This is a genomic window from Rhodococcus sp. NPDC080181, assembly GCF_040702225.1.
In the GTDB taxonomy this organism is placed as follows: domain Bacteria; phylum Actinomycetota; class Actinomycetes; order Mycobacteriales; family Mycobacteriaceae; genus Rhodococcoides; species Rhodococcoides fascians.
Genome location: NZ_JBFBKN010000009.1, coordinates 118,316 through 139,765 on the forward strand (window position 1 = coordinate 118,316; position 21,450 = coordinate 139,765).

Below are 21,450 nucleotides of genomic sequence, written 5' to 3' on the forward strand. Positions count from 1 at the left end.
TCGGTAAGCCTGGTCCCACCGGTCACAGTAGGGTTGATCCATGCTGCACGACGCCTCCGACGACACGCCCGCCATCGCCGTATGGCCGGGATCCCCTTATCCACTGGGAGCGACCTACGACGGAGCAGGAACCAACTTCGCCTTGTTCTCCGAGGTCGCCGAGGCCGTGGACCTGTGCCTGATCGCCGAGGACGGTACCGAAACTCGTATTCGTTTCGAGGAGTCCGACGGCTATGTGTGGCACGCGTACCTGCCCACGGTGGTGCCGGGACAACGCTACGGCTACCGCGTCCACGGGCCGTGGGATCCGGCTGCCGGACATCGTTGTGATCCCAGCAAGTTGCTGGTCGATCCTTACGGAAAAGCATTCGAGGGGTCGTTCGACGGAGACCGATCGCTCTTCTCTTACAACATCGACATCCCGGCCGCCGAACCCGAGCCCGTGGAGTCCACGGACTCCGCAGCCGCGGATCCACTCGACGCCGACGGCGGGTTCGAGGACGCGGCGGATCTTGCCGATCCGGACGGCGAAATCGTCGACGAGGCACCGATCGCCCACGACGACGAGCCGAACAACGATTTCCCTCAGCACGATTCGCTGGGGCACACGATGACCACTGTGGTGATCAACCCCTTCTTCGACTGGCAGGCCGACCGCGCACCGAAGAGGCCGTATCACGAGACGGTGATCTACGAGGCCCACGTCAAGGGCATGACGATCACCCATCCGGACATCCCCGAGGCCGAGCGCGGCACCTATGCCGGTCTGGCACATCCGGTGATCATCGAGCATCTGCAGCACCTGGGCGTCACCGCGATCGAGCTGATGCCGGTGCACCAGTTCATGCAGGACCAGGTACTTCTGGACAAGGGACTGCGAAACTACTGGGGCTACAACACCTTCGGATTCCTCGCGCCTCATGCGGAGTATTCCTCGCATCAGTCGCCCGGTGCCGCGGTGACCGAATTCAAGGCGATGGTCCGTTCTTTCCACGCCGCCGGCATCGAGGTGATCCTCGACGTGGTCTACAACCACACCGCCGAGGGAAACCACATGGGCCCCACCATCAGCTTCCGCGGCATCGACAACGCGGCCTACTACCGACTGGTCGACGGCGATCTCGAGCACTACATGGACTACACCGGGACGGGCAACAGTCTCAATGCTCGACACCCACACACGCTGCAGCTCATCATGGACTCGCTGCGCTACTGGGTCACCGAGATGCACGTCGACGGATTCAGGTTCGACCTCGCATCCACCCTTGCCCGTGAACTGCACGACGTGGATCGACTGAGCGCGTTCTTCGATCTGGTGCAACAGGACCCGGTCGTCAGCCAGGTGAAGCTGATCGCCGAGCCGTGGGATGTCGGCGAGGGCGGATACCAGGTGGGTAATTTCCCCGGTCTGTGGACCGAGTGGAACGGCAAGTACCGCGACACCGTTCGCGACTACTGGCGCGGTGAGCCCGCGACGCTGGGCGAGTTCGCGTCCCGCCTGACCGGATCGTCGGATCTCTACGAGGCGACGGGCCGTCGCCCCGGTGCCAGCATCAACTTCGTCATCGCGCACGACGGCTTCACCCTCAACGACCTGGTCTCGTACAACGACAAGCACAACGAGGCCAACGGCGAGGACAACAACGACGGCGAGAGCCACAACCGGTCGTGGAACTGCGGCGTCGAGGGTCCGACCGACGATCCCGAGATCCTCGATCTGCGTGCCCGCCAAATTCGAAACATCATGGCCACGCTGCTGCTCAGCCAAGGCACGCCGATGATCGCGCACGGCGACGAACTCGGCCGAACTCAGCAGGGCAACAACAACGTCTACTGCCAGGATTCGGAACTGGCGTGGATGGATTGGTCCCTGGCCGAGACCAACGCCGACCTGATCGAGTTCACCCGCAACGCAATTGCGCTGCGCAACGAGCACCCGGTGTTTCGCCGTCGCCGATTCTTCGAGGGCAGGCCCATCCGATCGGGCGAACAGGCACGTGACATCGCCTGGCTCACCCCCGCAGGCGAGGAGATGACTCCCGAGGACTGGGACAGCGGTTTCGGCAAATCGCTTACCGTGTTCCTCAACGGTGAGGGCATTCCCGAGCCGAATCAGCGCGGGGAGCGGGTGGTCGACGACTCGTTCCTGTTGTGCTTCAACGCACATCACGAGACGATCGAATTCGTCACCCCGGACGGAAACTACGCCAAGGAATGGACGGTCGCCCTCGATACGGCAGCGCGCACGGGAGCGGGTGAGAAATCGATCGAAGCGGGTACACCGGTGGAGGTCACCGCTCGATCCCTACTCGTTCTACGAAAGACTGCCTGACTCATGCCGCTGCCCACCAGCACATACCGGTTACAACTGCGGGGCGATGCCTTCACCCTGGCCGACGCCTCGGACGTGGTCGACTACCTGCACGACCTCGGAGTGAGCCATCTCTATCTCTCGCCGATACTGACCGCGACCGACGGTTCGACGCACGGGTACGACGTCACCGACACCTCGACCGTCTCCGCCGCCCTCGGCGGGCGAGATGCATTGACTCGCTTGCACACTCGGGCTGCCGAGGTGGGCATGGGGATCATCGTCGACATCGTTCCCAACCACGTCGGGGTGGAGGATCCACGACAGAACGCGTGGTGGTGGGACGTTCTGCGGCGCGGTCGTGACTCGGAGTTCGCCACCTACTTCGACATCGACTTCGCAGCGGACAACGGAGTGGACGGCAAGATCGCGATCCCCGTGCTCGGCAGCGCGAGCGATGTCGCCGAGCTCACCGTCGACCGCTCCGAGGACGAGCCTCTGCTGGCGTTCTACGAGCACCGCTTCCCCATCGCCGACGGTACCGACGGCGACGACGCCCAGGCCGTGCACGACCGTCAGGCCTACCGCCTCGTCAGTTGGTCCGCCGGGCTGATCGGCTACCGGCGCTTCTTCTCGGTGAACGGCCTGGCCGGTGTCCGGCAGGAAGACCTCGACGTCTTCACCGACTCGCATCGCCAGGTGGCGAGCTGGATCGAGGACGGGCTGATCGACGGTTTGCGCGTCGATCACCCCGACGGCTTGGCCGATCCTGCCGGTTATCTGACCGAGCTACGCGGGCTGCTCGGTCCCGACCGCTGGCTGGTGATCGAGAAGATCTTGGCCGACGGCGAACCGTTGGACGAGTCGCTGCCCGTCGACGGCACGACAGGGTACGACGCGTTGGCGGCCGTGGGCGGGATATTCGTCGACCCGGAAGGGGCGCCGGCACTGACCGCACTGTCTCAGGTGCGCTCCGGCATCGCCTACGACGACGAGACGTTGCACGAGACAGAACTCGATCTCAAGACCGCTGTCGCGCGCGGCGACCTGTCCCCCGAGGTGCGACGCCTCGCCCGCGCCGTGGTTCGTGAATCGGGTACCTCCATCGAGCTCGAATCGGTGATCGACGCCATCGTCGCCGTTGTTGCCGCAGTTCCGGTGTACCGCACCGACTACGCGCCGCTGGCCGGTGTGCTTCCGGGTGTCGTCGCCGCCATCGGTGAAGAGCAGCCGGAATTGGCCGGCGGTCTCGACGCTCTGACAACCGCCTTGATCGCCGGTACCGAATCCCCCGTGCGTTTCGATCAGGTGTGCGGTGCCGTCACGGCCAAGGGCGTCGAGGACTGCCTGTTCTACCGCGCCAACCGGTTGATCTCGCTGCAGGAGGTCGGCGGCGATCCCGCTCGGTTCGGTTGCAGCCCAGCGTACTTTCATCTGAAGAACGCCGACCGCGCGAAGCGCTGGCCCGCCGCGATGACGACACTGTCCACGCACGACACCAAACGCGGTGAGGACGTGCGGGCGCGTATCGGCGTGCTCTCGCAGACGCCGGAGCTGTGGGCCCGGTCCATCGCCGATTGGGAGGAGCTGACCCCGAGCCCCGACGGCACCACCGGGATGTTCTTGTGGCAGAACGTCTTCGGTGTCTGGCCGGTCGACGGGGTGATCACGTCGACCCTGCGGGAACGGCTACACGCCTACGCCGAGAAGGCCATTCGCGAGGCCGCTCTCCGTACCACGTGGACCGATCCGGACGAAGATTTCGAGACTGCCGTTCACAACTGGCTCGACGCAATTCTCGACGGTCCGGTGGCACGTTCGATGACTATGCTCGTCGAAAAGCTCTCGCCCCATGGACACTCCGATGCACTCGGGCAGAAGTTGCTCACACTCGTCGGTCCCGGAATCCCGGATGTGTATCAGGGCACCGAGCTGTGGGAGGACTCGCTCGTCGACCCCGACAACCGCAGACCCGTCGACTACTCGGTACGCCGGTCCGTTCTGGCCGGACTGAACGGATCCGCGCCGTCGGTCGATACCGGTGCTGCGAAGCTGGCCGTGGTTCGTTCCGCGCTGACGGTACGACGCGAACGGCCTGCGAGCTTCGTCGGCGGTAGTTACACGCCGATCGTCGCGGACGGGGCCGCGGCCGAGCATGTCGTCGGATTTGCCCGAGGTCCGTTGCCCGGCAACTCCGATGTGGTCGCGCTGGCCACGAGGCTGTCCCTCGGTGTGGCCGAGGCAGGGTGGGGCGAGACATTCGTGACACTGCCCGACGGTCGGTGGCGCGACCGCATCACCGACGTCGAACACAGCGGGACCGTTGCGGTCGCCGAGCTGTTCGCCTCCCTGCCGGTTGCACTTCTGGTGCGCAACAACGAAGGAGAGTCAGCACGATGACATCCTCGACCACTACATCCCCGGCCACGACATCTTCGGCCACCACCCGTGAATTCGCAGTATGGGCACCGACCCCGGAACGAGTACGTCTGCAACTGGACGACTCGGTCCACGACATGGAGCAATCCTCGGACGGCTGGTGGCGAGCAGAGGTGGCCGCCGCCGCGGACAGTCGCTACGGATTCCTCCTCGACGACGCCGAGAAGGCGCTGCCGGATCCACGCTCGCCTCGGCAACCCGACGGTGTGCACGAATTGTCCCAGGTGTTCGAGGTCGATCCGTCGTTGTGGACCGATTCCGCATGGACCGGTCGTCAACTCCCCGGATCGTCGATCTACGAACTCCACATCGGCACCTTCACTCGCGAGGGAACGTTCGACGCGGCGATCGACAAGCTCGATCACCTCGTCGACCTCGGCGTGTCTTTCGTCGAAATCATGCCGGTCAACGGATTCAACGGCGTGCACAACTGGGGCTACGACGGCGTCCTCTGGTACACCGTGCACGAGGCCTACGGTGGCCCGGAAGGGTTGCAGCGCTTGGTCGATGCATGCCACGGCCGCGGGATCGGTGTGGTTCTCGACGTCGTCTACAACCATCTCGGCCCGTCCGGCAACTACCTGGAACGCTTCGGTCCCTACATGACCGAAGGGGCCAACAGCTGGGGCCAGGCGATCAACTATGCCGATGCAGACTCGGGCGAGGTGCGGCGCTACGCCCTGGACAACGCGTTGCGCTGGTTCTCCGAGTTCCACATCGACGCGTTGCGTCTCGACGCGGTGCACGCCATCGTCGACCACACCGCTGTGCATCTCCTCGAGCAGCTCTCGATCGAAACGCGCACCCTGTCAGCGCATCTCGGCCGTCCACTGACCCTGATCGCCGAGAGCGACCTCAACGATCCGTCGCTGATCACGGCACGGTCGGGTGGCGGCTACGGACTCGACGCACAGTGGGACGACGACATTCACCACGCGATCCATGCTGCGGTCTCCGGCGAACGGCAGGGCTACTACGGCGACTTCGGGTCCTTGCAGGGCCTGGCGAACACGGTGCGGCAAGGCTTCTTTCATGCCGGAACGTACTCCAGCTTCCGCGGCCGAATCCACGGGCGACCATTGGACACCCGCCGCATTCCCGCCAGCTCTCTGGTGGCCTACACGACCACCCATGATCAGGTCGGTAACCGTGCGATCGGAGATCGCCCCGGCTTCTACCTCTCCCCCGGACAGCTCGCGATCAAGGCAGCTCTGGTACTCACCTCGCCCTACACTCCGATGCTGTTCATGGGCGAGGAATGGGGAGCGTCGACTCCGTTCCAGTTCTTCACCTCGCACCCCGAACCCGAGCTCGGCAAGGCCACGGCGGAAGGACGCAAAGCCGAGTTCGCCGCACACGGGTGGGACAAGAGCGACATCCCCGACCCACAGGATCCCGAGACGTTCACACGATCGAAATTGAATTGGTCGGAACTGGGCGACGGCGACCATGCCCGACTGTTGGCCGTCTATCGAGACCTACTGGCCCTGCGCCGCGAGCGGACCGAACTGACCGACCCGTGGCTCGATCACGTGAAGGTCGAGTACGACGAGGACGCCCAGTGGATCGCGATTCGCCGCGGCCGCGTCAGCGTGGTGTGCAATCTGTCCGAGTCCGCGGTGACGGTGCCGGTCGGCGGCTCCACACTGCTCGAGTGGGAGCCGACGACCTCGAACGACACCGGGTCTGCCACCACGGTTCCCGGTCACTCCTTCGCGGTGCTCGAATCCTGATGAACCCGTAGGTTCACCAGCACGAACACGGCGGTGACCGCAAGGACCACCGCGGTGGCGACGGCCGCAACGTGCATGCCCGAGACGAACGCGGCATGCGCGGAGTCCAGGAGGACCGTCGCCACCGAGTCCGGTAGCTCACGGGCCACCGCGTCTGCGCCGCCGAGCGTTTCGGCTGCTCTGGCACCGAGCTCGGGTGTGAGCTGCGAGGTGTCGATCCCGCGTCGGAAGATGGCCATGACGACCGTGCCGAGGATCGCCACTCCCAGCGCGATGCCCAGCTCGTACGCGGTTTCCGAGACCGCGGACGCAGCCCCAGCTCGTTCGGGTTCGACGGCGCTGACCACGAGGTCGGACGTCAGAGTGAGCGCGAAGCCGACGCCGGCACCCACCAGGACGAATCCGGCGATGAACAACGCCGGGCTGGTGTCCGTGCCGAGACCGACCAGGATGCCCGCGCCCGCAGCGGCAGCGATCATGCCTGCGCCGAGGACCGTGCCTGCGGTGAAGTACCGAACCAGAACCGCCGCGAGCAATGAGGTCACGATGCTGGCGGCCGTGCCCGGCAGCAACAGCAGTCCGGCTTCGAGCGGGCTGTTGCCCAGGACGAGCTGCAGGTACTGCGAACCGAAGAACAGCACGCCGGCGAGTGCGAACACGGACAGGAAGTTCGTCGCCACACCCGTCGAGAAGGCACGGTTGGCGAACAGCCGGATGTCGATCATCGGGGCGTCCAGAATTCGCTGCCGCCGCACGAACACCACACCGGCGATCATGCCGACGACGGCGGAGACCACGTAGGCCGGGTGAAGGCCGTGCGCTGCGATCTCCTTGACCGCGAACACGATCGGAACGATAGCGAGCATCGACAACGCCGAGCTGGGGAGGTCGAAACGGCCCGGGTTCGGATCCTTGGACTCGGGAATGACCAACGGCCCCAGCGCGATCAGCGCAATCATGACGGGAATGTTGATGAGAAACACCGAGCCCCACCAGAAGTGCTCGAGCAACCACCCGCCCACGAGCGGACCGGCGGCCGCGCCGCCGCCAGCCATTGCGCCCCAGACGCCGATAGCGGTCACCCGTTGGCGCGGATCGAGGAAGATCGTGCGAATCAAGCCGAGAGTGGCGGGCATCAAGGTCGCGCCGGAGATACCCTGCAGAACTCGCGCCGCGATGAGCATCTCCGGGCTGGTCGAGACAGCCGCAACGAGAGAGGCGATTCCGAAGCCCGCTGCTCCGATCAGCAGTAGGCGACGCCGACCGATCCGGTCACCGAGCGTGCCCATCGTGATGAGCAAGCCGGCCAGTACGAACGAGTACACGTCGATGATCCACAGCAGCTGATTGCTCGACGGTGCCAGATCGGCGCTGACGAACGGCAGGGCGAGATCGAGCACGGTTCCATCGACCGCGATGAGAAGGACGGCAAACGCGAGCACCACCAAACCGAGCCAGTCACGCGCGGTGGCCCTGGAGGCCGATCCGCCGTCGATCTCGTGCACCGCACCGGTCCGCACGTCGCTCACCATGACTCCATTTCGCCCGCCCGGTCCGCGACCGGGCACATTCTCGATACCAACCGTCCAGCCGGTACAGCTCCGAAGACTACCTCGAACCGTCCAGCCGGTAAAGTGAGTTTCATGTCATCTGACACACGCGACCGAATTCTGGATTCGCTCGAGACATTGCTTCTCGAACACGGCATGACCAAAGTGACCCTGGACAGCGTCGCCGCCGCCGCCGGGGTATCGAAGGGCGGCTTGCTGTACCACTTCAAGACCAAGGACGCTCTGGTCGCTGCCATGGTCCGGCGGCTCGCCGTTCAGGCCGATCAGCAGCGAGCCGACGCCGGCGCAGGTGGCACCTCCGTGGCGGAGTGGTATCTGCAACCACCCGATTGCATTTCGGAGAAGGAAATCGCGCTCTACCGCTCCACGCTGGCGGCACTGCGCAGCGTCGACGGAAACTCCGGTGAGGTGCAAGACGCCGTCACGGACATGATGCAGCAGTGGGACGAGGGCTTACGGACCGAGATCGACGATCCGGTGCAGGCCGAGATCATCCGACTCGTCGGCGACGGGATATACCTCGGAGCCGTCCTCGACCTGCCCGCCGTCGACCCCGAACTGCACAAGCAGGTGGTCGACCGCCTGCTGGGTCGGTGACTCAGGTCAAGTAGCGGTAGACGGGCGAACCCGGCTCCAGCTGCTCCACCTGAAGGTGCGAGGACCGCATACGTTCGAGGAGGGCCGAAAGGCCGTGCGCCGCACCGAGTTGGATGCCGACGAGCGCGGCACCGGTCTCCCGGTTGTTTCGCTTGACGTACTCGAACAAGGTGATGTCGTCCTCGGGCCCGAGTACCTCGTCGAGAAAGCGACGCAGTGCGCCGGGCTCCTGCGGAAAGTCCACGAGGAAGTAGTGCTTGAGGCCGAGGTGGACGAGCGATCGTTCGAGAATCTCGCCGTACCGTGAGACGTCGTTGTTTCCCCCGGACACCAGGCACACGACGGTACTTCCCGGTGCGATGTCGAGGTGCTCGAGCGCGGCGACCGCCAACGCGCCTGCGGGCTCGGCGATGACCCCTTCGTTCTGGTACAGCTCGAGCATTGCGGTACAGACCGCGCCCTCGTCGATCTGGGTGATCAGGAACGCACCGGGGCCGGAACTTTCGAACACCGGCGCGGTGATCAGGGGCAACGATGCATGGGACACCACCGTCGCGCCCAACGACCGCAGCGCCGAGTACGGAACATCGCCGATGCGCCGGACCGCAGCCCCGTCGACGAACGGATCGATATCCGACAGCGTCACCGGCCCACCAGCAATCAACGCAGCGGTCATCGACGCAGCACCGGATGGTTCGACGCCGACCAACGATGTCTGCGGAGCGCGCTCACGCAGGTAGCTCGAGATACCCGCGATGCAGCCGCCCCCGCCGACGGGCATCACCACCACATCGGGTGTGCCGCCGAGCTGATCGACGATTTCCTTGGCGATCGTCCCTTGGCCCGCCACCGTTCGTGGATCGTCGAACGGCGGGACCATGGTGGCCCCGGTGCGGGCCACGTCCGCGGCGGCCGCCGCAGCTGCGGCGTCGAACGTGTCGCCGATGACGATGAGCTCCACGAAATCGCCTCCGTGGACCCTGATCCGGTCACGCTTCTGCTTGGGGGTGTTGGCCGGCACGTAGATCCGACCTCGCACCTGCATGGACCGACAGGCGAATGCCACACCCTGCGCGTGGTTACCGGCACTCGCCGTGACCACGCCGACGCTGCGCTCGGCATCGGTCAGCTGATCCATCAGGTTGTAGGCACCGCGGATCTTGTACGAGCGGACGATCTGCAGGTCTTCGCGTTTGAGGTAGACCGTCGCTCCGGTCTCTGCCGACAGGCGCTCGCACAACTGCAGGGGTGTCGCGGCGACCACCGAGGAAATTCGCATCGCAGCTGCATCGATGTCGGCCGCGGTGACGGCTACCGACGAAGGGTGCTGGGAGGCGAGCTCAGGTGATGAAGACACCAGCACATGCTGCCACCAGCGTGGAACGGTCACCCACTCGGGACCGTTCCACGGGCAGGCCGATCGTGCTCAGGCGCGCGCGAGGACGAACACCGGGATCTCCCGGTCGGTCTTCTTCTGGTAATCCGCGTAATCGGGGTAGACCGCGACCGAGCGCTCCCACCACACGGCTTTCTCGTCGCCGGTTACCTCCCGAGCGACGTAATCATGCTTTTCGGGTCCGTCCTGCAGCTCCACCAGCGGCTCGGCTTTGACGTTGAAGTACCAGACGGGATGCTTCGGCGCACCGCCGAGGGAGGCCACGATGGCGTACTCCCCATCGTGTTCCACCCGCATCAACGGCGACTTGCGCAGCTTTCCGCTCTTGTTTCCCTTGGTGGTCAGCAGCACGACCGGCATCCCGTTCATCGTCGTGCCTTCGGTTCCGCCCGAGTTCTCGTACAGCTCGGCCTGCTTTCGGGCCCAGTCGGATGAACTCGGTTCGTATTCTCCTGTCAATGGCATGGTTTCAGTCAACACCCACGACCGCCGAGACGCCACCGAATCTCGATCGTCGCAGGTCGGAACCGCGAGTTCGGTGGACCGAATCTTTGCGTGGGTATAGTCTGAACTTCACCCGCCGGACACCCGAATCATCGAACCGGACGGGCGTACCCGAGGAGGACGCGATGACCTACACGAGCAACCAGGTGAGCCGTCGAACTGTCCCCGTTCTGCGCACGGTCGATGTCGCCGGAGTCGAATGGCCTCTGTACAAGCTCGAGTCATCGGCGATCGGGCTCGTCGTGTTCGTCGCCACCCTCGCGCTGGTCGGATCACTGCAGGCAGCCGTCCTCGGCGGCGCAGCAGTCGCAACCGCCGCGTGGTGGACTCTCCGATTGACCGAGGTCCACCCCGCCCGGACCGGCTCACCCCGTCAGGCAGCCGGGCCCCAGTAGCGCCTTCAGGTCTCCCATCAACGCCGACGTCGGCGTCACCCGCAGACTGTCGTCGAGCTTCATCGTGGTGATCTTGTCGCCACTGACCAGACGTAGATGCACGTCCGAGGTCCCAGGGTGGCTGATCAACACCCGCTTGAGCGCGCCGACCTTGTCGGCCGTGCACAGTCTCGTCGGCAAACTCACCGCGAGCGGCTTGTCGATACCGATCGCCGAAAGATCCGGCACCGCAAGATCGTTCGCAATCAACGACACCCGGTCGTCACGCACCGACACGCGACCCTTGACGAGCACCACCGAGTCCTCGGTGACGTCGGCACCGAACACCGAGTAGGCCTGCGGGAAGAACAGCACCTCGATGCCGCCGGCAAGGTCCTCGAGCTGAGCCGACGCCCACGTCAGACCGTTCTTGTTGATCCGCCGGTTCACCGAGGCCAGAATTCCGCCGACGGTGACCTGGGTGCCGTCCTTGATGTCCCCTTCGAGAATGGTCGGGATGTTGCAGTCGGACTTCGCGGCCAACATGTGCTCGACACCGAGCAGCGGGTGACCCGACACGTAGAGACCGAGCATCTCGCGTTCGAGGGCCAGACGGTGCTTGGACTCCCACTCCTCGTCCGGCACGCGGACGTTGAACACCGAGGAAATGGACTCGTCGGCGTCCTCACCGCCGAACAGATCGAACTGTCCGATCGCCTCGGCCTTCTTGGTGCCCATCACCGCATCGATCGCGTCGGCATGGATCAACATCAGACCCTTGCGCGGATGATCGAGAGAGTCGAAAGCGCCTGCCTTGATCAGAGATTCGGTGACCTTCTTACTGCACGCGATCGCGTCGATCTTGCCCAGGTAGTCCGAGAAATCCGTGTATTTGGACTTCTCCGACCGCGCTCTGATGATCGATGCGACCACGTTCGTGCCGACGTTGCGCACCGCGCCGAGACCGAATCGGATGTCCTTGCCCACCGATGCGAAGTTGAGCTCGGATTCGTTGACGTCCGGTGGCAGCACCGTGATGCCGAGCTTGCGGCAGTCGGCCAGGTAGATCGCGGCCTTGTCCTTGTCGTCACCGACACTGGTGAGCAGGCCGGCCATGTACTCGGCCGGGTAGTTGGCCTTGAGGTACGCAGTCCAGTACGAGACCAGGCCGTAGCCGGCCGAGTGCGATTTGTTGAACGCGTAGCCGGCGAACGGCAGCACGGTGTCCCACAGCGCCTTGATCGCGGCCTCGGAGAAGCCGTTGTCCAACATGCCCTGCCGGAATCCGGCGTAGGCCTTCTCGAGCTCGGAGAGCTTCTTCTTTCCCATGGCACGACGCAGCAGGTCGGCTTGGCCCAGGGTGTACCCGGCGACCTTCTGCGCGAGCTGCATGATCTGCTCCTGGTAGACCACCAGGCCGTACGTCTCGCCGAGAATCACCTTGAGCGGCTCTTCGAGCTCGGGGTGAATCGGCTTGACCTCCTGCCGCCCGTTCTTGCGGTCGGCGTAGTCGTTGTGCGAGTTCATGCCCATCGGACCCGGGCGGTACAGCGCGAGCACGGCGACGATGTCCTCGAAACCGGTGGGCTGCATGCGGCGCAGCAGGTCTCGCATCGCGCTGCCGTCGAGCTGGAAAACACCGAGAGTGTCTCCGCGAGAAAGCAATTCGAAGGTCGCCGGATCGTCGAGCGGCAACGCGTCGAGATCGATGTCGATGCCGCGGTTGGCCTTGATGTTGTCGATCGCGTCGCCGATGACCGTGAGGTTTCGCAGACCGAGGAAGTCCATCTTCAGCAGGCCGATGGCCTCGCACGACGGGTAGTCCCAGCCGGTGATGATCGCGCCGTCCTGGGCCCGCTTCCACACCGGGATGGCGTCGGTGAGCGGCTCCGAGGACATGATGACCGCGCAGGCGTGCACGCCCGCGTTGCGGATCAGGCCTTCGAGGCCCTTGGCCGTCTTGTAGATCGTGGCCACGTCGGGGTTGGAGTCGATGAGCGCTCGGACCTCGACGGCCTCCTTGTAGCGCTCGTGCGACGGATCGGTGATGCCGGCCACCGAGATGTCCTTGGCCATGATGGGCGGCGGCAGAGCCTTGGTGATCTGATCGGCGATGCCGAAACCGGGCTGGCCGAACTGCACACGTGCGGAGTCCTTGATGGCAGCCTTGGTCTTGATGGTGCCGAAGGTGATGACCTGCGCAACCCGGTCGCTACCCCACTTCTCCGTGGCGTAGCGCACCATCTCACCGCGACGACGATCGTCGAAGTCGATATCGATATCGGGCATCGAGACGCGCTCGGGGTTGAGGAATCGCTCGAAGAGCAATCCGTGCGGGAGCGGATCGATATTGGTGATGCCCATGGCGTAGGCAACCAGGGATCCGGCGGCGGAACCACGGCCCGGTCCGACGCGGATGCCGACCGCTTTCGCGTGGTTGATGAGGTCGCCGACCACGAGGAAGTAGGCCGGGAAGCCCATCTCCAGGATCACCTTGATCTCGTACTCCGCTCGCGCGAGGTAATCCTCGGCCGGACCGTCGGGGAACCGACGTTCGAGTCCGGTCATGACCTCGTGCCGCAGCCACGTTCCCTGCGTGTATCCCTCGGGAACCGGGAAGATCGGCATCCGGTCGCGGTGCGCCCACACCTCGTCGTAGGGCTGGACTCGCTCGGCGATGAGGAGCGTGCTGTCGCAGGCACCGGGTACCTCGTCGTCCCAGAGGGCACGCATCTCGGCAGCGGACTTGAGGTAGTAGCCGTCGCCGTCGAACTTGAAGCGCGTGGGATCGCTGAGCGTCTTACCGGTCTGGATGCACAGCAGAGCCTCGTGGTTCTCGGCGGCGTCCTTCGTGACGTAATGGCAGTCGTTGGTGGCCAACGGCGGAATGGACAGCTTCTTGCCGATGTCGAGCAGGCCTTCGCGGACTCGTCGCTCGATGGACAGACCGTGGTCCATCAACTCGAGGAAGAAGTTGTCCGGTCCCCAGATCTCCTGCCACTTGGCCGCGGCCTCGAGTGCTTCGCGGTCCTGGCCCAGACGGAGGCGCGTCTGAACCTCACCGGACGGGCATCCGGTGGTGGCGATGATGCCCTCGGCGTGCTGAGCGATGATCTCCTCGTCCATGCGGGCCCACTTGCCGAGCTGACCCTCGATGGACGCCAGCGAAGACAGCTTGAACAGATTGCGCACGCCGGTCGCGTTCTCCGCCACCATCGTCATGTGCGTGTACGCACCGCTACCGGAGACGTCGTCGGACTTCTGGCTTCGGTCGCCCCACAGCACGCGCTTCTTGTTGAACCGGGATTCGGGAGCGATGTAGGCCTCGATGCCGATGATCGGCTTGATGCCGGCCTTCTTGGCCTCGTTGTAGAACTCGCTGGCTCCGTACATGTTGCCGTGGTCGGTCATGCCGACCGCCGTCATCTCCAACCGCGCCGCCTCGGCGAACATGGCCCCGATCTTGGCGGCACCGTCGAGCATCGAATATTCGGTGTGGTTGTGCAGATGAACGAACGAATCGGCCACGAAGGTTCTCTCCTGAAGGTCGTGCGTTTTCGAAAATACGAGCCGCGAATGCACCCACTCTAGGCGGTGGAACCGACAGATTTTTCAGGCCGACGGTGTGTCCTGGGAGGACGTGACGGGTGTGACGAACGAGACTGAAGTTGCCTCATTCGGCGGGAACCGGCCCGTCGTCCGGCAGCGGCCCGACGACGTCGATGTGCTCCGGAAGCAACGGCTCGACGGCGAACTTCCCGGACACCGCGTCGGGCGGAAGTGCCTCCACCGCCCGCACCCCGTCGCGGCCTGCCACCTCGCTCAACTCGGCCGCGGTGCCCCGCACGACCACCGTCACCACGCATGCGCATCCGCTCAGCAACCGGCGCTGCGACACAGCGTCTATCTGAGCCTGCCGGTCCTCCACGCCGAACGATTCCTGGATCTGGCCGGCAGCGCGCGCGGTCGCATTCAGTATCGACCGTTCACTGCCGGGAACACCGACCGTGAGGATCGGAGTTTGCACGCGATCGAGCGGTACTCGAAAGAGCACCATCGAGATGCGCACGCCGTTCGCGGCGGCGTAGGCCTGTTCGGCGGTGAGTTCGCGATCGAACGACACCGATCCCCAGCGAGGTTCGGCATCGTTGCCGAGCAGACTCGCCTCGGCGCGAGCCAGGTAGTCGGTCACCTGCTCGCCGCTCTCCGGGCCGAGCCGGTCGGTGCCCACGCGCAGCTGCCGTTGCGGGTTCAGATGGCCGACGACGGCCAGGCCACCGACCACCAGAGCGATCGTGACGACGACACCGACCACACCCGAGACTCCGCGCATCACGCCTTCCGGAGCACCTCGAGAGCGTGTTCGAGGTCTGCCGGGTACTTGCTCTCGATCTCGACCCAGCGGCCGTCGGACGGGTGCGCGAAGCCGAGCGAACGCGCGTGCAGCCACTGACGTTCCAGGCCCAACCGTTCGGCCAACCGCGGGTCGGCCCCGTAGGTCAGGTCGCCGCAACACGGGTGCCGCAGCGCCGAGAAGTGCACGCGGATCTGGTGCGTGCGACCGGTTTCCAGGTGGACGTCCAGCAGGCTCGCGGCCTGAAAGGCCTCGACCGTGTCGTAGTGGGTGACGCTGGGCTTGCCGTCCGCGCGGACGGCGAACTTCCAGTCGTTGCTGCCGTGCCGTCCGATCGGAGCATCGATGGTTCCACTGCTCGGATCCGGATGTCCCTGCACCAGGGCGTGATAACGCTTGTCGATCGTACGAGCCTTGAACGCCCGCTTGAGCACGGTGTATGCCCGTTCGGACGTCGCGACCACCATCACCCCGGACGTTCCCACATCGAGTCGGTGCACGATGCCCTGACGCTCGTGCGCGCCGGACGTGGAGATTCGGAAACCGGCGGCCGCGAGGCCGCCGATGACGGTCGGCCCGGTCCAGCCCACACTGGCGTGCGCGGCGACGCCCACGGGCTTGTCCACGGCCACGACGTCGTCGTCGGCGTAGAGAATCTCCATCCCTTCCACCGGCTCGGCCTCGATCGTCAGCTCACGTGCAGGTTCGGGCAGAGTCACTTCGAGCCACGACCCACCCGAGAGGCGATCGGACTTCCCGACGGCACTGTGATCGACCAGCACCGAGCCCTCTTCGGCCAAGGCTGCGGCGACCGTGCGCGAGAGCCCGAGAAGTCGCGCCAGGCCGGCGTCGACGCGCATGCCGTCCAAACCGTCGGGCACCGGCATGGAACGCGATTCCCTCACGAGTCGGCCTTCTGCGGGGCATCGGACGTGGACTTCGTCACCCGTTCGCCGTTGGGCTCGAAACCGAACAGGCTGAGCGCGACGAGCAGGATGGCCCCGCACACGATGGACGAATCGGCGACATTGAACACCGGCCACCATCCCACCGATACGAAATCGACCACGTGACCCTGGAACGGGCCCGGTGCGCGGAAGAACCGGTCGATCAGGTTCCCCAGAGCGCCGCCGAGAACCAGCCCCAGACCCAGCGCCCACCACGGCGAACGCAGCGTTCGACCGATCTTCACGACCCCGATCACCACGGCCACGGCGACCAGCGTCAACAACCACGTCATTCCGGTGGCCATGGAGAACGCCGCTCCGGGATTGCGCACCAGCCGCAGTGTCACGACGTCGCCGATGATCTCGATCGGGTTTCCAGGCTTCACGTAGTGCACCACCACGATCTTCGTGATCAGGTCGAACAGCAGAATCACTGCCGCGATCGCCACCAGGAGTCGGGTACGCAGAGGTGCGGCGGGCCGAACCGCAGCACTGTCGGCACCGGACACCTGCTCGTCTGCAGCCTCGTGGAGGTCGGGGGTTGCACTGGTCTCGGTGGTCGGATCGTCGGGTCGGTCGTCACTCACCCGTCCATCATGGCGCATCGACAACCGTCGGTCCGCATCCGAGCCGCGTGGTAGCGGTCTGCGCACCCGGTGTCATCAGTAGCCTGGTGCCCGTGAAGTCGACCGATCGCACCCGCACCGTCCGCTCCGGCTTCGTGGCCGCCTCCTGCGCAGTGGCTCTACTGGCCGGATGCTCGAGCGGTGATTCGGATCCCGCACCCGAACAGACCCCGTCTTCGAACGAGGTCACGATCGCGGTGACGCCCACAACCACCACCGTCGTCGATCCCGGTAGCGAGCCACGGCGCGCGCTCACCTTCGACAGCTCCGACACGGACGCGCAGAACCAGAGCGTCGACCTCACCACCACCTCGACCGTGCAACAACAGATCAATGCTGCTGCGCCGCAAGACTTCTCCAGTCCGGAACTGACCGTGCCACTGACTGCCTCGGCGTCCGACACCGTCCCGGACGAGGACGCGTCGAGCGGGGCCACCACCTCCGTCGAGCTGACCATCGGAGCCGCGACGTCACCGGACGCGGGACTGACCGACGCACTCTCCGCATCCGAGGGATCGACTGCGCGATTGGCCAGGACCGATTCCGGAGCGATCACCGCCCTACACATCACGCCGGCCGACGATGCCCTCGATACCGCCCGCGCCGCGATCGAACGCTCCTTGAACGCGGCGGTGTACCGATCCATCGACTTTCCCGACGAGGAAGTGGGGGTCGGCGCGGTCTGGACCGTCGATCAGCAAGTGCTCAGCGGCATCACACTGAACCAGCGCACCACGGTCACCTTGCGTGCACTCGACGGCGACCGCGCGACCCTCGACGTGGCCATCACCCAGACGCCCGAATCGTCGGTGTGGAATCTGCCCGACAATGCGGGCACGCTCAACATCGCGTCCTACACCTTCACGGGCGCGGGAACACTCGATGTCGATCTCTCCCGACCACTTCCGGTCGGAGGTTCGATCACCGCAGGCGGCGAGCAGATGTACACCGACCCCGACAGCACCACGGTGCTCCGGCAAACCGTCGGCGATTCGATCACCTGGACCGCCCGATGACGCGCGCTGCCACCCGGGTACTGGCGACGTTGTCGATTCTCGGGATCGCTGCTGCCGCCGGATGCAGCACGGACGAGCCTGCCGAAACGGCCGCGCCTGCCGTCACCACCGTCGCGGCTCCCGACCCGCTGCGCGGTCCGCCCATCACCGATCCGGCCGCGCTGACTGCCGCGATGCTGGGACTCGCAGACCTGCCGGACGGCTTCTCCTCGATTCCCGATCCGGTTCGTGATCTGGGATTGGATCCGGCACCGGAGTACGACTCGCCTGATCGCTCGAGCACCGACCCGGCCGAGTGCGCCGCCGTCCTCGCGCCGGTATCGCAACAGCAGGCCGGAGCCGCGTCGAGCGCGGTGGTTCGCTTCTCCGGGCCGAATTTCTCGTCGATCGACGAGGACGCGGCGAGCTATCCCGTGCCGGGAGCCGCCGAGGCTTTCGCGAACATTCAGCGAGCGTGGGCCGAGTGCTCGACGTTCACCGGAACCGACGCGGACGGTATCGGCGTCGACTACTCGGTGGCGGGGCGTGACCAGACGACCATCGGCGACGCGTCCGCATCGATTCGACTGACCACCACGAGCGAGGGCTTCACGCTGGTCTCCGACGTCGTGGTGGCGGTGGTCGACTCGACCGTGGTGCAGATCGTCGTCTCCGACCAGAGCGGACTCGAACCGGAGACCGTCACCGCCGTCGCGGGGTCTGCAGCGGATCGCATTCGATCGGCCGTGCCCAGCGCCTGACCGCCGTCCCTCCACAAGACGAACTGCCGGTGACGCCCTCTCGAAAAAGGGTGTCACCGGCAGTTCGCGGTTGGTCAGAGACGATCGGCAGGACTCAGGGTGCGGGGCACGCCGGGCTGGTCAGCTGCGCGAGAGAAACGATGCCGCAGGCGTTCTCCTTGGAGAGCTTCCACACACCGTCCTCGGGGACGAACTTGAACGTGCCGGGGTTGGCCTGGCCGTTGAGGGTGATGGTGATACCGGCGTTGAGCTCACCGGTGCCCAGATCGTCGATGCTGGTGATCTCGATCTGTGCGTTGTTGGCCACAGCAGCGGCGGCAACCTGGTTGATCAGACCCGGATCCTCGGACGCACCCTGGATCAGAGCAGCCTTCTCCTCGACCGGAACGTTGGGATCGAGTCCGCGGTTGAGCTCGGTGTTGAGCTGCTCGACGGTGGGCACCGGCGGGTAGTCCCCGCCCGCGGGTGGCGCGGCGGTGGTGGTGGCAGCCGTCGTCGTCGTGGCCGTCGGCTCGTCGCCGCCACCGGAGCTGCAGGCAGACATCGTCAGTGCACCGGCGATGGCGATACCGGCAACCATGGCCCGTCGGGTGTTGCGAAGCTTCAAGTGCTTGTCCTTTTCACTCTGAGTCACGTATCGATCGTTCTGTGACTCGTCGGTCGTCTGTATTGGGGTCGTCTCGGACCGAGTCCACTATGTCAGCTCGACTCGCCCGAGTCACAACGCGAAGGGCATACCTGTGAAACCTCACAGAGTTTCCTCAGCCGCGCCACAACTCACGCCAAGCTGTCCAGAACATCGGCCACGACCAGGTCGGTGTCCGATTCTGCAAAGGTGCGGGCCGTTCCCGGACCGGTGGTCCGTGTCTCGAAACGGACCGTCACCACCGAGTGTCCCGCGCCCTGCACCCACCCGTGACCGTACCGAACATGCCGAACGTCCATACCCGGTTGCCACCGCGGACCGTCCTCGACGACGGCGAGATTCGCGGCCTCCTCCGTCGCGGGTAACGGCTCGTCCGGGACCGGAGCAACCGGCTCGTACTCGAGTTCGGGGAACAACGATCCTTGCCGAACCGCGGACAAACCGGCGAGCCCTACACCGACGAGCCGGATCGGTCCGACATCCACCGGATCGACCGCCAACCGCTGAGCAGTGGCCACGATCGTCTGCTTGTCCACCGTCGCGTAGGGCAATGTCGCCGATCTGGTGATGATGCTCATGTCGGACTTACGCAACTTGAGCACGACCGTGCGGGCCCCCCGGCCGTCCTTCAGCAACCGGCGATGAGTCGACTCGACGATGGACTCGATCGCCGGGCGTAGTTGAGCGAGAGTCGTCAGGTCGTTCGCGAACGTCGTCTCGGCACTGACCTGCTTGGCCTCGGCCCGCTCGGCCACCATCCGGTTGTCGATGCCGCGCGCCAGCTGATGCAGGCTCGGGCCCATGGTCGCACCGAGAATCGACGCCACTTCCGACTCGGGCGTAGCCACGAACTTGCCGATGGTGTCGATCCCCAAGCGGTGCAACCGTTCTCCGGCAACAGGGCCGATCCCCCACAACTTGCGCACCGGCAGATCGGCCATCAACTCGGCCTGGATGCCGGGCGCTACCACCGTGATTCCATCGGGTTTGGCCAGACCCGACGCGATCTTGGCGATCTGTTTCCCGGACCCGGCACCGATGGAGGCGACGAGCCCGGTCTCTGCCAGTACCAGCGCCCGCAGATCGGCACAGAAGCGCTCGACCTCGGCCACCGTCGCGCCCGCCAGCTCGAGCGGCTCGCCGAAGGCCTCGTCGATCGAGAGCTGTTCCAGCACGGGCATGCGCACCCGAAGCGCCTCGAAGGCACGTCTGCTCAGCTCCGAGTACAGCGGGAACCGCGGCGGCAGGACCACTGCGCTCGCACCGACGAGTCGACGGGCCTGATGCATCGGCATCGCCGAACGAGCCCCGAACGCCCGGGCCTGGTAGCTGCACCCGGCCACCACGCCTCTGCCGCCTGCACCGCCGACCAACACCGGCCGACCCCGCAGCGTCGGCCGAGTCAGCTGCTCGGCAGACGCGAAGAACGCGTCCATGTCCAGATGCAACACCCAACGCCGGCTCCGCAGAGTCCGATCGACACTGTCGGGCATGGTCAACGACGGCCGTCGGGCGGCTCGGACGGGGCGTCGGCACCGAAGCCGAGCACACGTGCGGCCCGCTCCGGTCCGGGATCGGACCACCGTGCGGAGTACTGCTCCGTCGTGGTCAGCGACCGTGTGTGCGCACGATCGATGTACAGCGTGCCGGCGAGGTGATCGCTCTCGTGGGCCACGATCCGTGCGGGCCAGCCACGCACCACCTCGTCGATCTCTCGGCCGGTCTCGTCGGTGCACAGAAGCCGGACTTCCGCGGCGCGGGTGACGACGGCCTGATACCCCGGCACACTGAGGCAGCCCTCGTAGAACGAGGCCGTGCGTCGCCCTACCGGGGTGTACCGAGGATTGATCAACGCTCGGAACGACAACGGGGTGCGCTCCCGGACCCGGGCGACGCCCTCCGCGACATCGAAGAGATCCTCGATCACCGCGATCTGCAACGGAATTCCGATCTGCGGTGCAGCAAGGCCGACACCGGGCGCATCGTGCATCGTCGCACGCATCACCTCGATCAACTCCATCAACACATCACGCTCGAGCTGGCCGGTGTAGCGCAGCGCCGGGGCACGCAGCACCGGATGGCCGGCGGCGACGATGGGAACGACGCCGCCGCGAGCCTCGGAGAGACGCTCGTGGACGGCATCGACCACCTCCTCCTCGGTCACGACGACCCGGTGCCCCTCGCTCATATGCCCTC

17 protein-coding genes are annotated in these 21,450 nt (G+C 65.5%); 7 read left to right on the plus strand and 10 right to left on the minus strand.

What is annotated here, in order from left to right; translation table 11 throughout:
- Nucleotides 1-40 precede the first annotated feature (40 nt).
- The 3 genes from glgX to treZ are packed head-to-tail and all read left to right on the plus strand — an operon-like array spanning nt 41 to nt 6,483.
- Entirely contained in the window at nt 41-2,332 is a 2,292-nt protein-coding gene (gene glgX / locus AB0O58_RS13140; RefSeq protein WP_032374340.1) for a glycogen debranching protein GlgX, read from the plus strand.
- Nucleotides 2,333-2,335: 3 nt separating this feature from the next.
- On the plus strand, nt 2,336-4,711 hold the full coding sequence (treY, locus tag AB0O58_RS13145) for a malto-oligosyltrehalose synthase (RefSeq protein WP_366238262.1): 2,376 nt from the start codon (nt 2,336-2,338) through the stop codon (nt 4,709-4,711).
- Nucleotides 4,708-6,483 carry a malto-oligosyltrehalose trehalohydrolase gene (gene treZ, locus AB0O58_RS13150; protein WP_366238263.1) on the plus strand — a complete coding sequence of 592 codons (1,776 nt, stop codon included), beginning with the start codon at nt 4,708-4,710 and terminating at the stop codon, nt 6,481-6,483. The genes treY and treZ overlap by 4 nt, the downstream gene beginning before the upstream one ends.
- Here the strand turns inward: treZ and AB0O58_RS13155 are convergent.
- On the minus strand, nt 6,456-8,015 hold the full coding sequence (locus tag AB0O58_RS13155; RefSeq protein WP_363796565.1) for an MFS transporter: 1,560 nt from the start codon (nt 8,013-8,015) through the stop codon (nt 6,456-6,458). The two genes, treZ and AB0O58_RS13155, sit on opposite strands and share 28 nt — an antisense overlap.
- 111 nt (nt 8,016-8,126) lie before the next feature.
- Between AB0O58_RS13155 and AB0O58_RS13160 the strand changes: the two genes are divergently transcribed.
- Nucleotides 8,127-8,651: a TetR/AcrR family transcriptional regulator gene (locus tag AB0O58_RS13160; protein WP_032374344.1), complete on the plus strand. Its 525-nt coding sequence runs from the start codon at nt 8,127-8,129 to the stop codon at nt 8,649-8,651.
- 1 nt (nt 8,652) lies between these two features.
- On the opposite strand, the gene ilvA is transcribed toward AB0O58_RS13160, so the two are convergent.
- Nucleotides 8,653-10,008 (minus strand): threonine ammonia-lyase IlvA, encoded by a 1,356-nt coding sequence (gene ilvA / locus AB0O58_RS13165; RefSeq protein ID WP_283550172.1) that lies wholly within the window; start codon nt 10,006-10,008, stop codon nt 8,653-8,655.
- A gap of 69 nt (nt 10,009-10,077) precedes the next feature.
- The gene (locus AB0O58_RS13170; protein WP_027497325.1) at nt 10,078-10,512 is read right to left on the minus strand and encodes a nitroreductase family deazaflavin-dependent oxidoreductase; all 435 of its coding nucleotides are present in this window, start codon (nt 10,510-10,512) and stop codon (nt 10,078-10,080) included.
- Between the two features lie 164 nt (nt 10,513-10,676).
- Here AB0O58_RS13170 and AB0O58_RS13175 point away from each other — a divergent pair, with 164 nt between their 5' ends.
- Nucleotides 10,677-10,946: a hypothetical protein gene (locus AB0O58_RS13175; RefSeq protein WP_052061425.1), complete on the plus strand. Its 270-nt coding sequence runs from the start codon at nt 10,677-10,679 to the stop codon at nt 10,944-10,946.
- Here the strand turns inward: AB0O58_RS13175 and dnaE are convergent.
- The 4 genes from dnaE to lspA all read right to left on the minus strand — a co-directional run bounded on the left by dnaE (nt 10,917) and on the right by lspA (nt 16,813).
- On the minus strand, nt 10,917-14,453 hold the full coding sequence (dnaE, locus tag AB0O58_RS13180) for a DNA polymerase III subunit alpha (protein ID WP_027497326.1): 3,537 nt from the start codon (nt 14,451-14,453) through the stop codon (nt 10,917-10,919). The genes AB0O58_RS13175 and dnaE overlap by 30 nt on opposite strands.
- Nucleotides 14,454-14,598: 145 nt before the next feature.
- The gene (locus AB0O58_RS13185) at nt 14,599-15,258 is read right to left on the minus strand and encodes a hypothetical protein (protein ID WP_032399983.1); all 660 of its coding nucleotides are present in this window, start codon (nt 15,256-15,258) and stop codon (nt 14,599-14,601) included.
- A complete protein-coding gene (locus tag AB0O58_RS13190; RefSeq protein WP_027497328.1) occupies nt 15,258-16,184 on the minus strand; it encodes an RluA family pseudouridine synthase in 927 nt (308 codons plus the stop codon). The genes AB0O58_RS13185 and AB0O58_RS13190 overlap by 1 nt, the downstream gene beginning before the upstream one ends.
- Nucleotides 16,181-16,813: a signal peptidase II gene (gene lspA / locus AB0O58_RS13195; RefSeq protein WP_032399982.1), complete on the minus strand. Its 633-nt coding sequence runs from the start codon at nt 16,811-16,813 to the stop codon at nt 16,181-16,183. Before lspA ends, AB0O58_RS13190 begins: the two co-directional genes overlap by 4 nt.
- A 92-nt stretch (nt 16,814-16,905) precedes the next feature.
- Between lspA and AB0O58_RS13200 the strand changes: the two genes are divergently transcribed.
- Both AB0O58_RS13200 and AB0O58_RS13205 read left to right on the plus strand, forming a co-directional pair.
- Nucleotides 16,906-17,868: a hypothetical protein gene (locus tag AB0O58_RS13200; RefSeq protein WP_230593425.1), complete on the plus strand. Its 963-nt coding sequence runs from the start codon at nt 16,906-16,908 to the stop codon at nt 17,866-17,868.
- Nucleotides 17,865-18,608, plus strand: coding sequence for a hypothetical protein (locus AB0O58_RS13205; RefSeq protein ID WP_366238264.1), 744 nt, complete (start codon nt 17,865-17,867; stop codon nt 18,606-18,608). Before AB0O58_RS13200 ends, AB0O58_RS13205 begins: the two co-directional genes overlap by 4 nt.
- A gap of 94 nt (nt 18,609-18,702) precedes the next feature.
- On the opposite strand, the gene AB0O58_RS13210 is transcribed toward AB0O58_RS13205, so the two are convergent.
- The 3 genes from AB0O58_RS13210 to AB0O58_RS13220 form a co-directional block, all read right to left on the minus strand.
- Entirely contained in the window at nt 18,703-19,188 is a 486-nt protein-coding gene (locus tag AB0O58_RS13210) for a hypothetical protein (protein WP_174557287.1), read from the minus strand.
- 197 nt (nt 19,189-19,385) lie between these two features.
- Nucleotides 19,386-20,747, minus strand: a complete 1,362-nt coding sequence (locus tag AB0O58_RS13215) for a DNA polymerase IV (RefSeq protein WP_052060551.1) — start codon at nt 20,745-20,747, stop codon at nt 19,386-19,388.
- A 2-nt stretch (nt 20,748-20,749) separates the two neighbouring features.
- Nucleotides 20,750-21,442, minus strand: coding sequence for a peptide deformylase (locus tag AB0O58_RS13220; RefSeq protein WP_363796569.1), 693 nt, complete (start codon nt 21,440-21,442; stop codon nt 20,750-20,752).
- Nucleotides 21,443-21,450: the final 8 nt, after the last annotated feature.

Coding starts and splice junctions, on each gene's coding strand:
- treY (WP_366238262.1), top strand. CDS start 2,336: ATGCCGCTGCCCACCAGCACATACCGGTTACAACTGCGGGGCGATGCC.
- AB0O58_RS13170 (WP_027497325.1), bottom strand. CDS start 10,512: ATGCCATTGACAGGAGAATACGAACCGAGTTCATCCGACTGGGCCCGA.
- treZ (WP_366238263.1), top strand. CDS start 4,708: ATGACATCCTCGACCACTACATCCCCGGCCACGACATCTTCGGCCACC.
- glgX (WP_032374340.1), top strand. CDS start 41: ATGCTGCACGACGCCTCCGACGACACGCCCGCCATCGCCGTATGGCCG.
- AB0O58_RS13185 (WP_032399983.1), bottom strand. CDS start 15,258: ATGCGCGGAGTCTCGGGTGTGGTCGGTGTCGTCGTCACGATCGCTCTG.
- AB0O58_RS13210 (WP_174557287.1), bottom strand. CDS start 19,188: ATGGTTGCCGGTATCGCCATCGCCGGTGCACTGACGATGTCTGCCTGC.
- AB0O58_RS13215 (WP_052060551.1), bottom strand. CDS start 20,747: ATGCCCGACAGTGTCGATCGGACTCTGCGGAGCCGGCGTTGGGTGTTG.
- AB0O58_RS13155 (WP_363796565.1), bottom strand. CDS start 8,015: ATGGTGAGCGACGTGCGGACCGGTGCGGTGCACGAGATCGACGGCGGA.
- AB0O58_RS13205 (WP_366238264.1), top strand. CDS start 17,865: ATGACGCGCGCTGCCACCCGGGTACTGGCGACGTTGTCGATTCTCGGG.
- AB0O58_RS13220 (WP_363796569.1), bottom strand. CDS start 21,442: ATGAGCGAGGGGCACCGGGTCGTCGTGACCGAGGAGGAGGTGGTCGAT.
- AB0O58_RS13160 (WP_032374344.1), top strand. CDS start 8,127: ATGTCATCTGACACACGCGACCGAATTCTGGATTCGCTCGAGACATTG.
- AB0O58_RS13175 (WP_052061425.1), top strand. CDS start 10,677: ATGACCTACACGAGCAACCAGGTGAGCCGTCGAACTGTCCCCGTTCTG.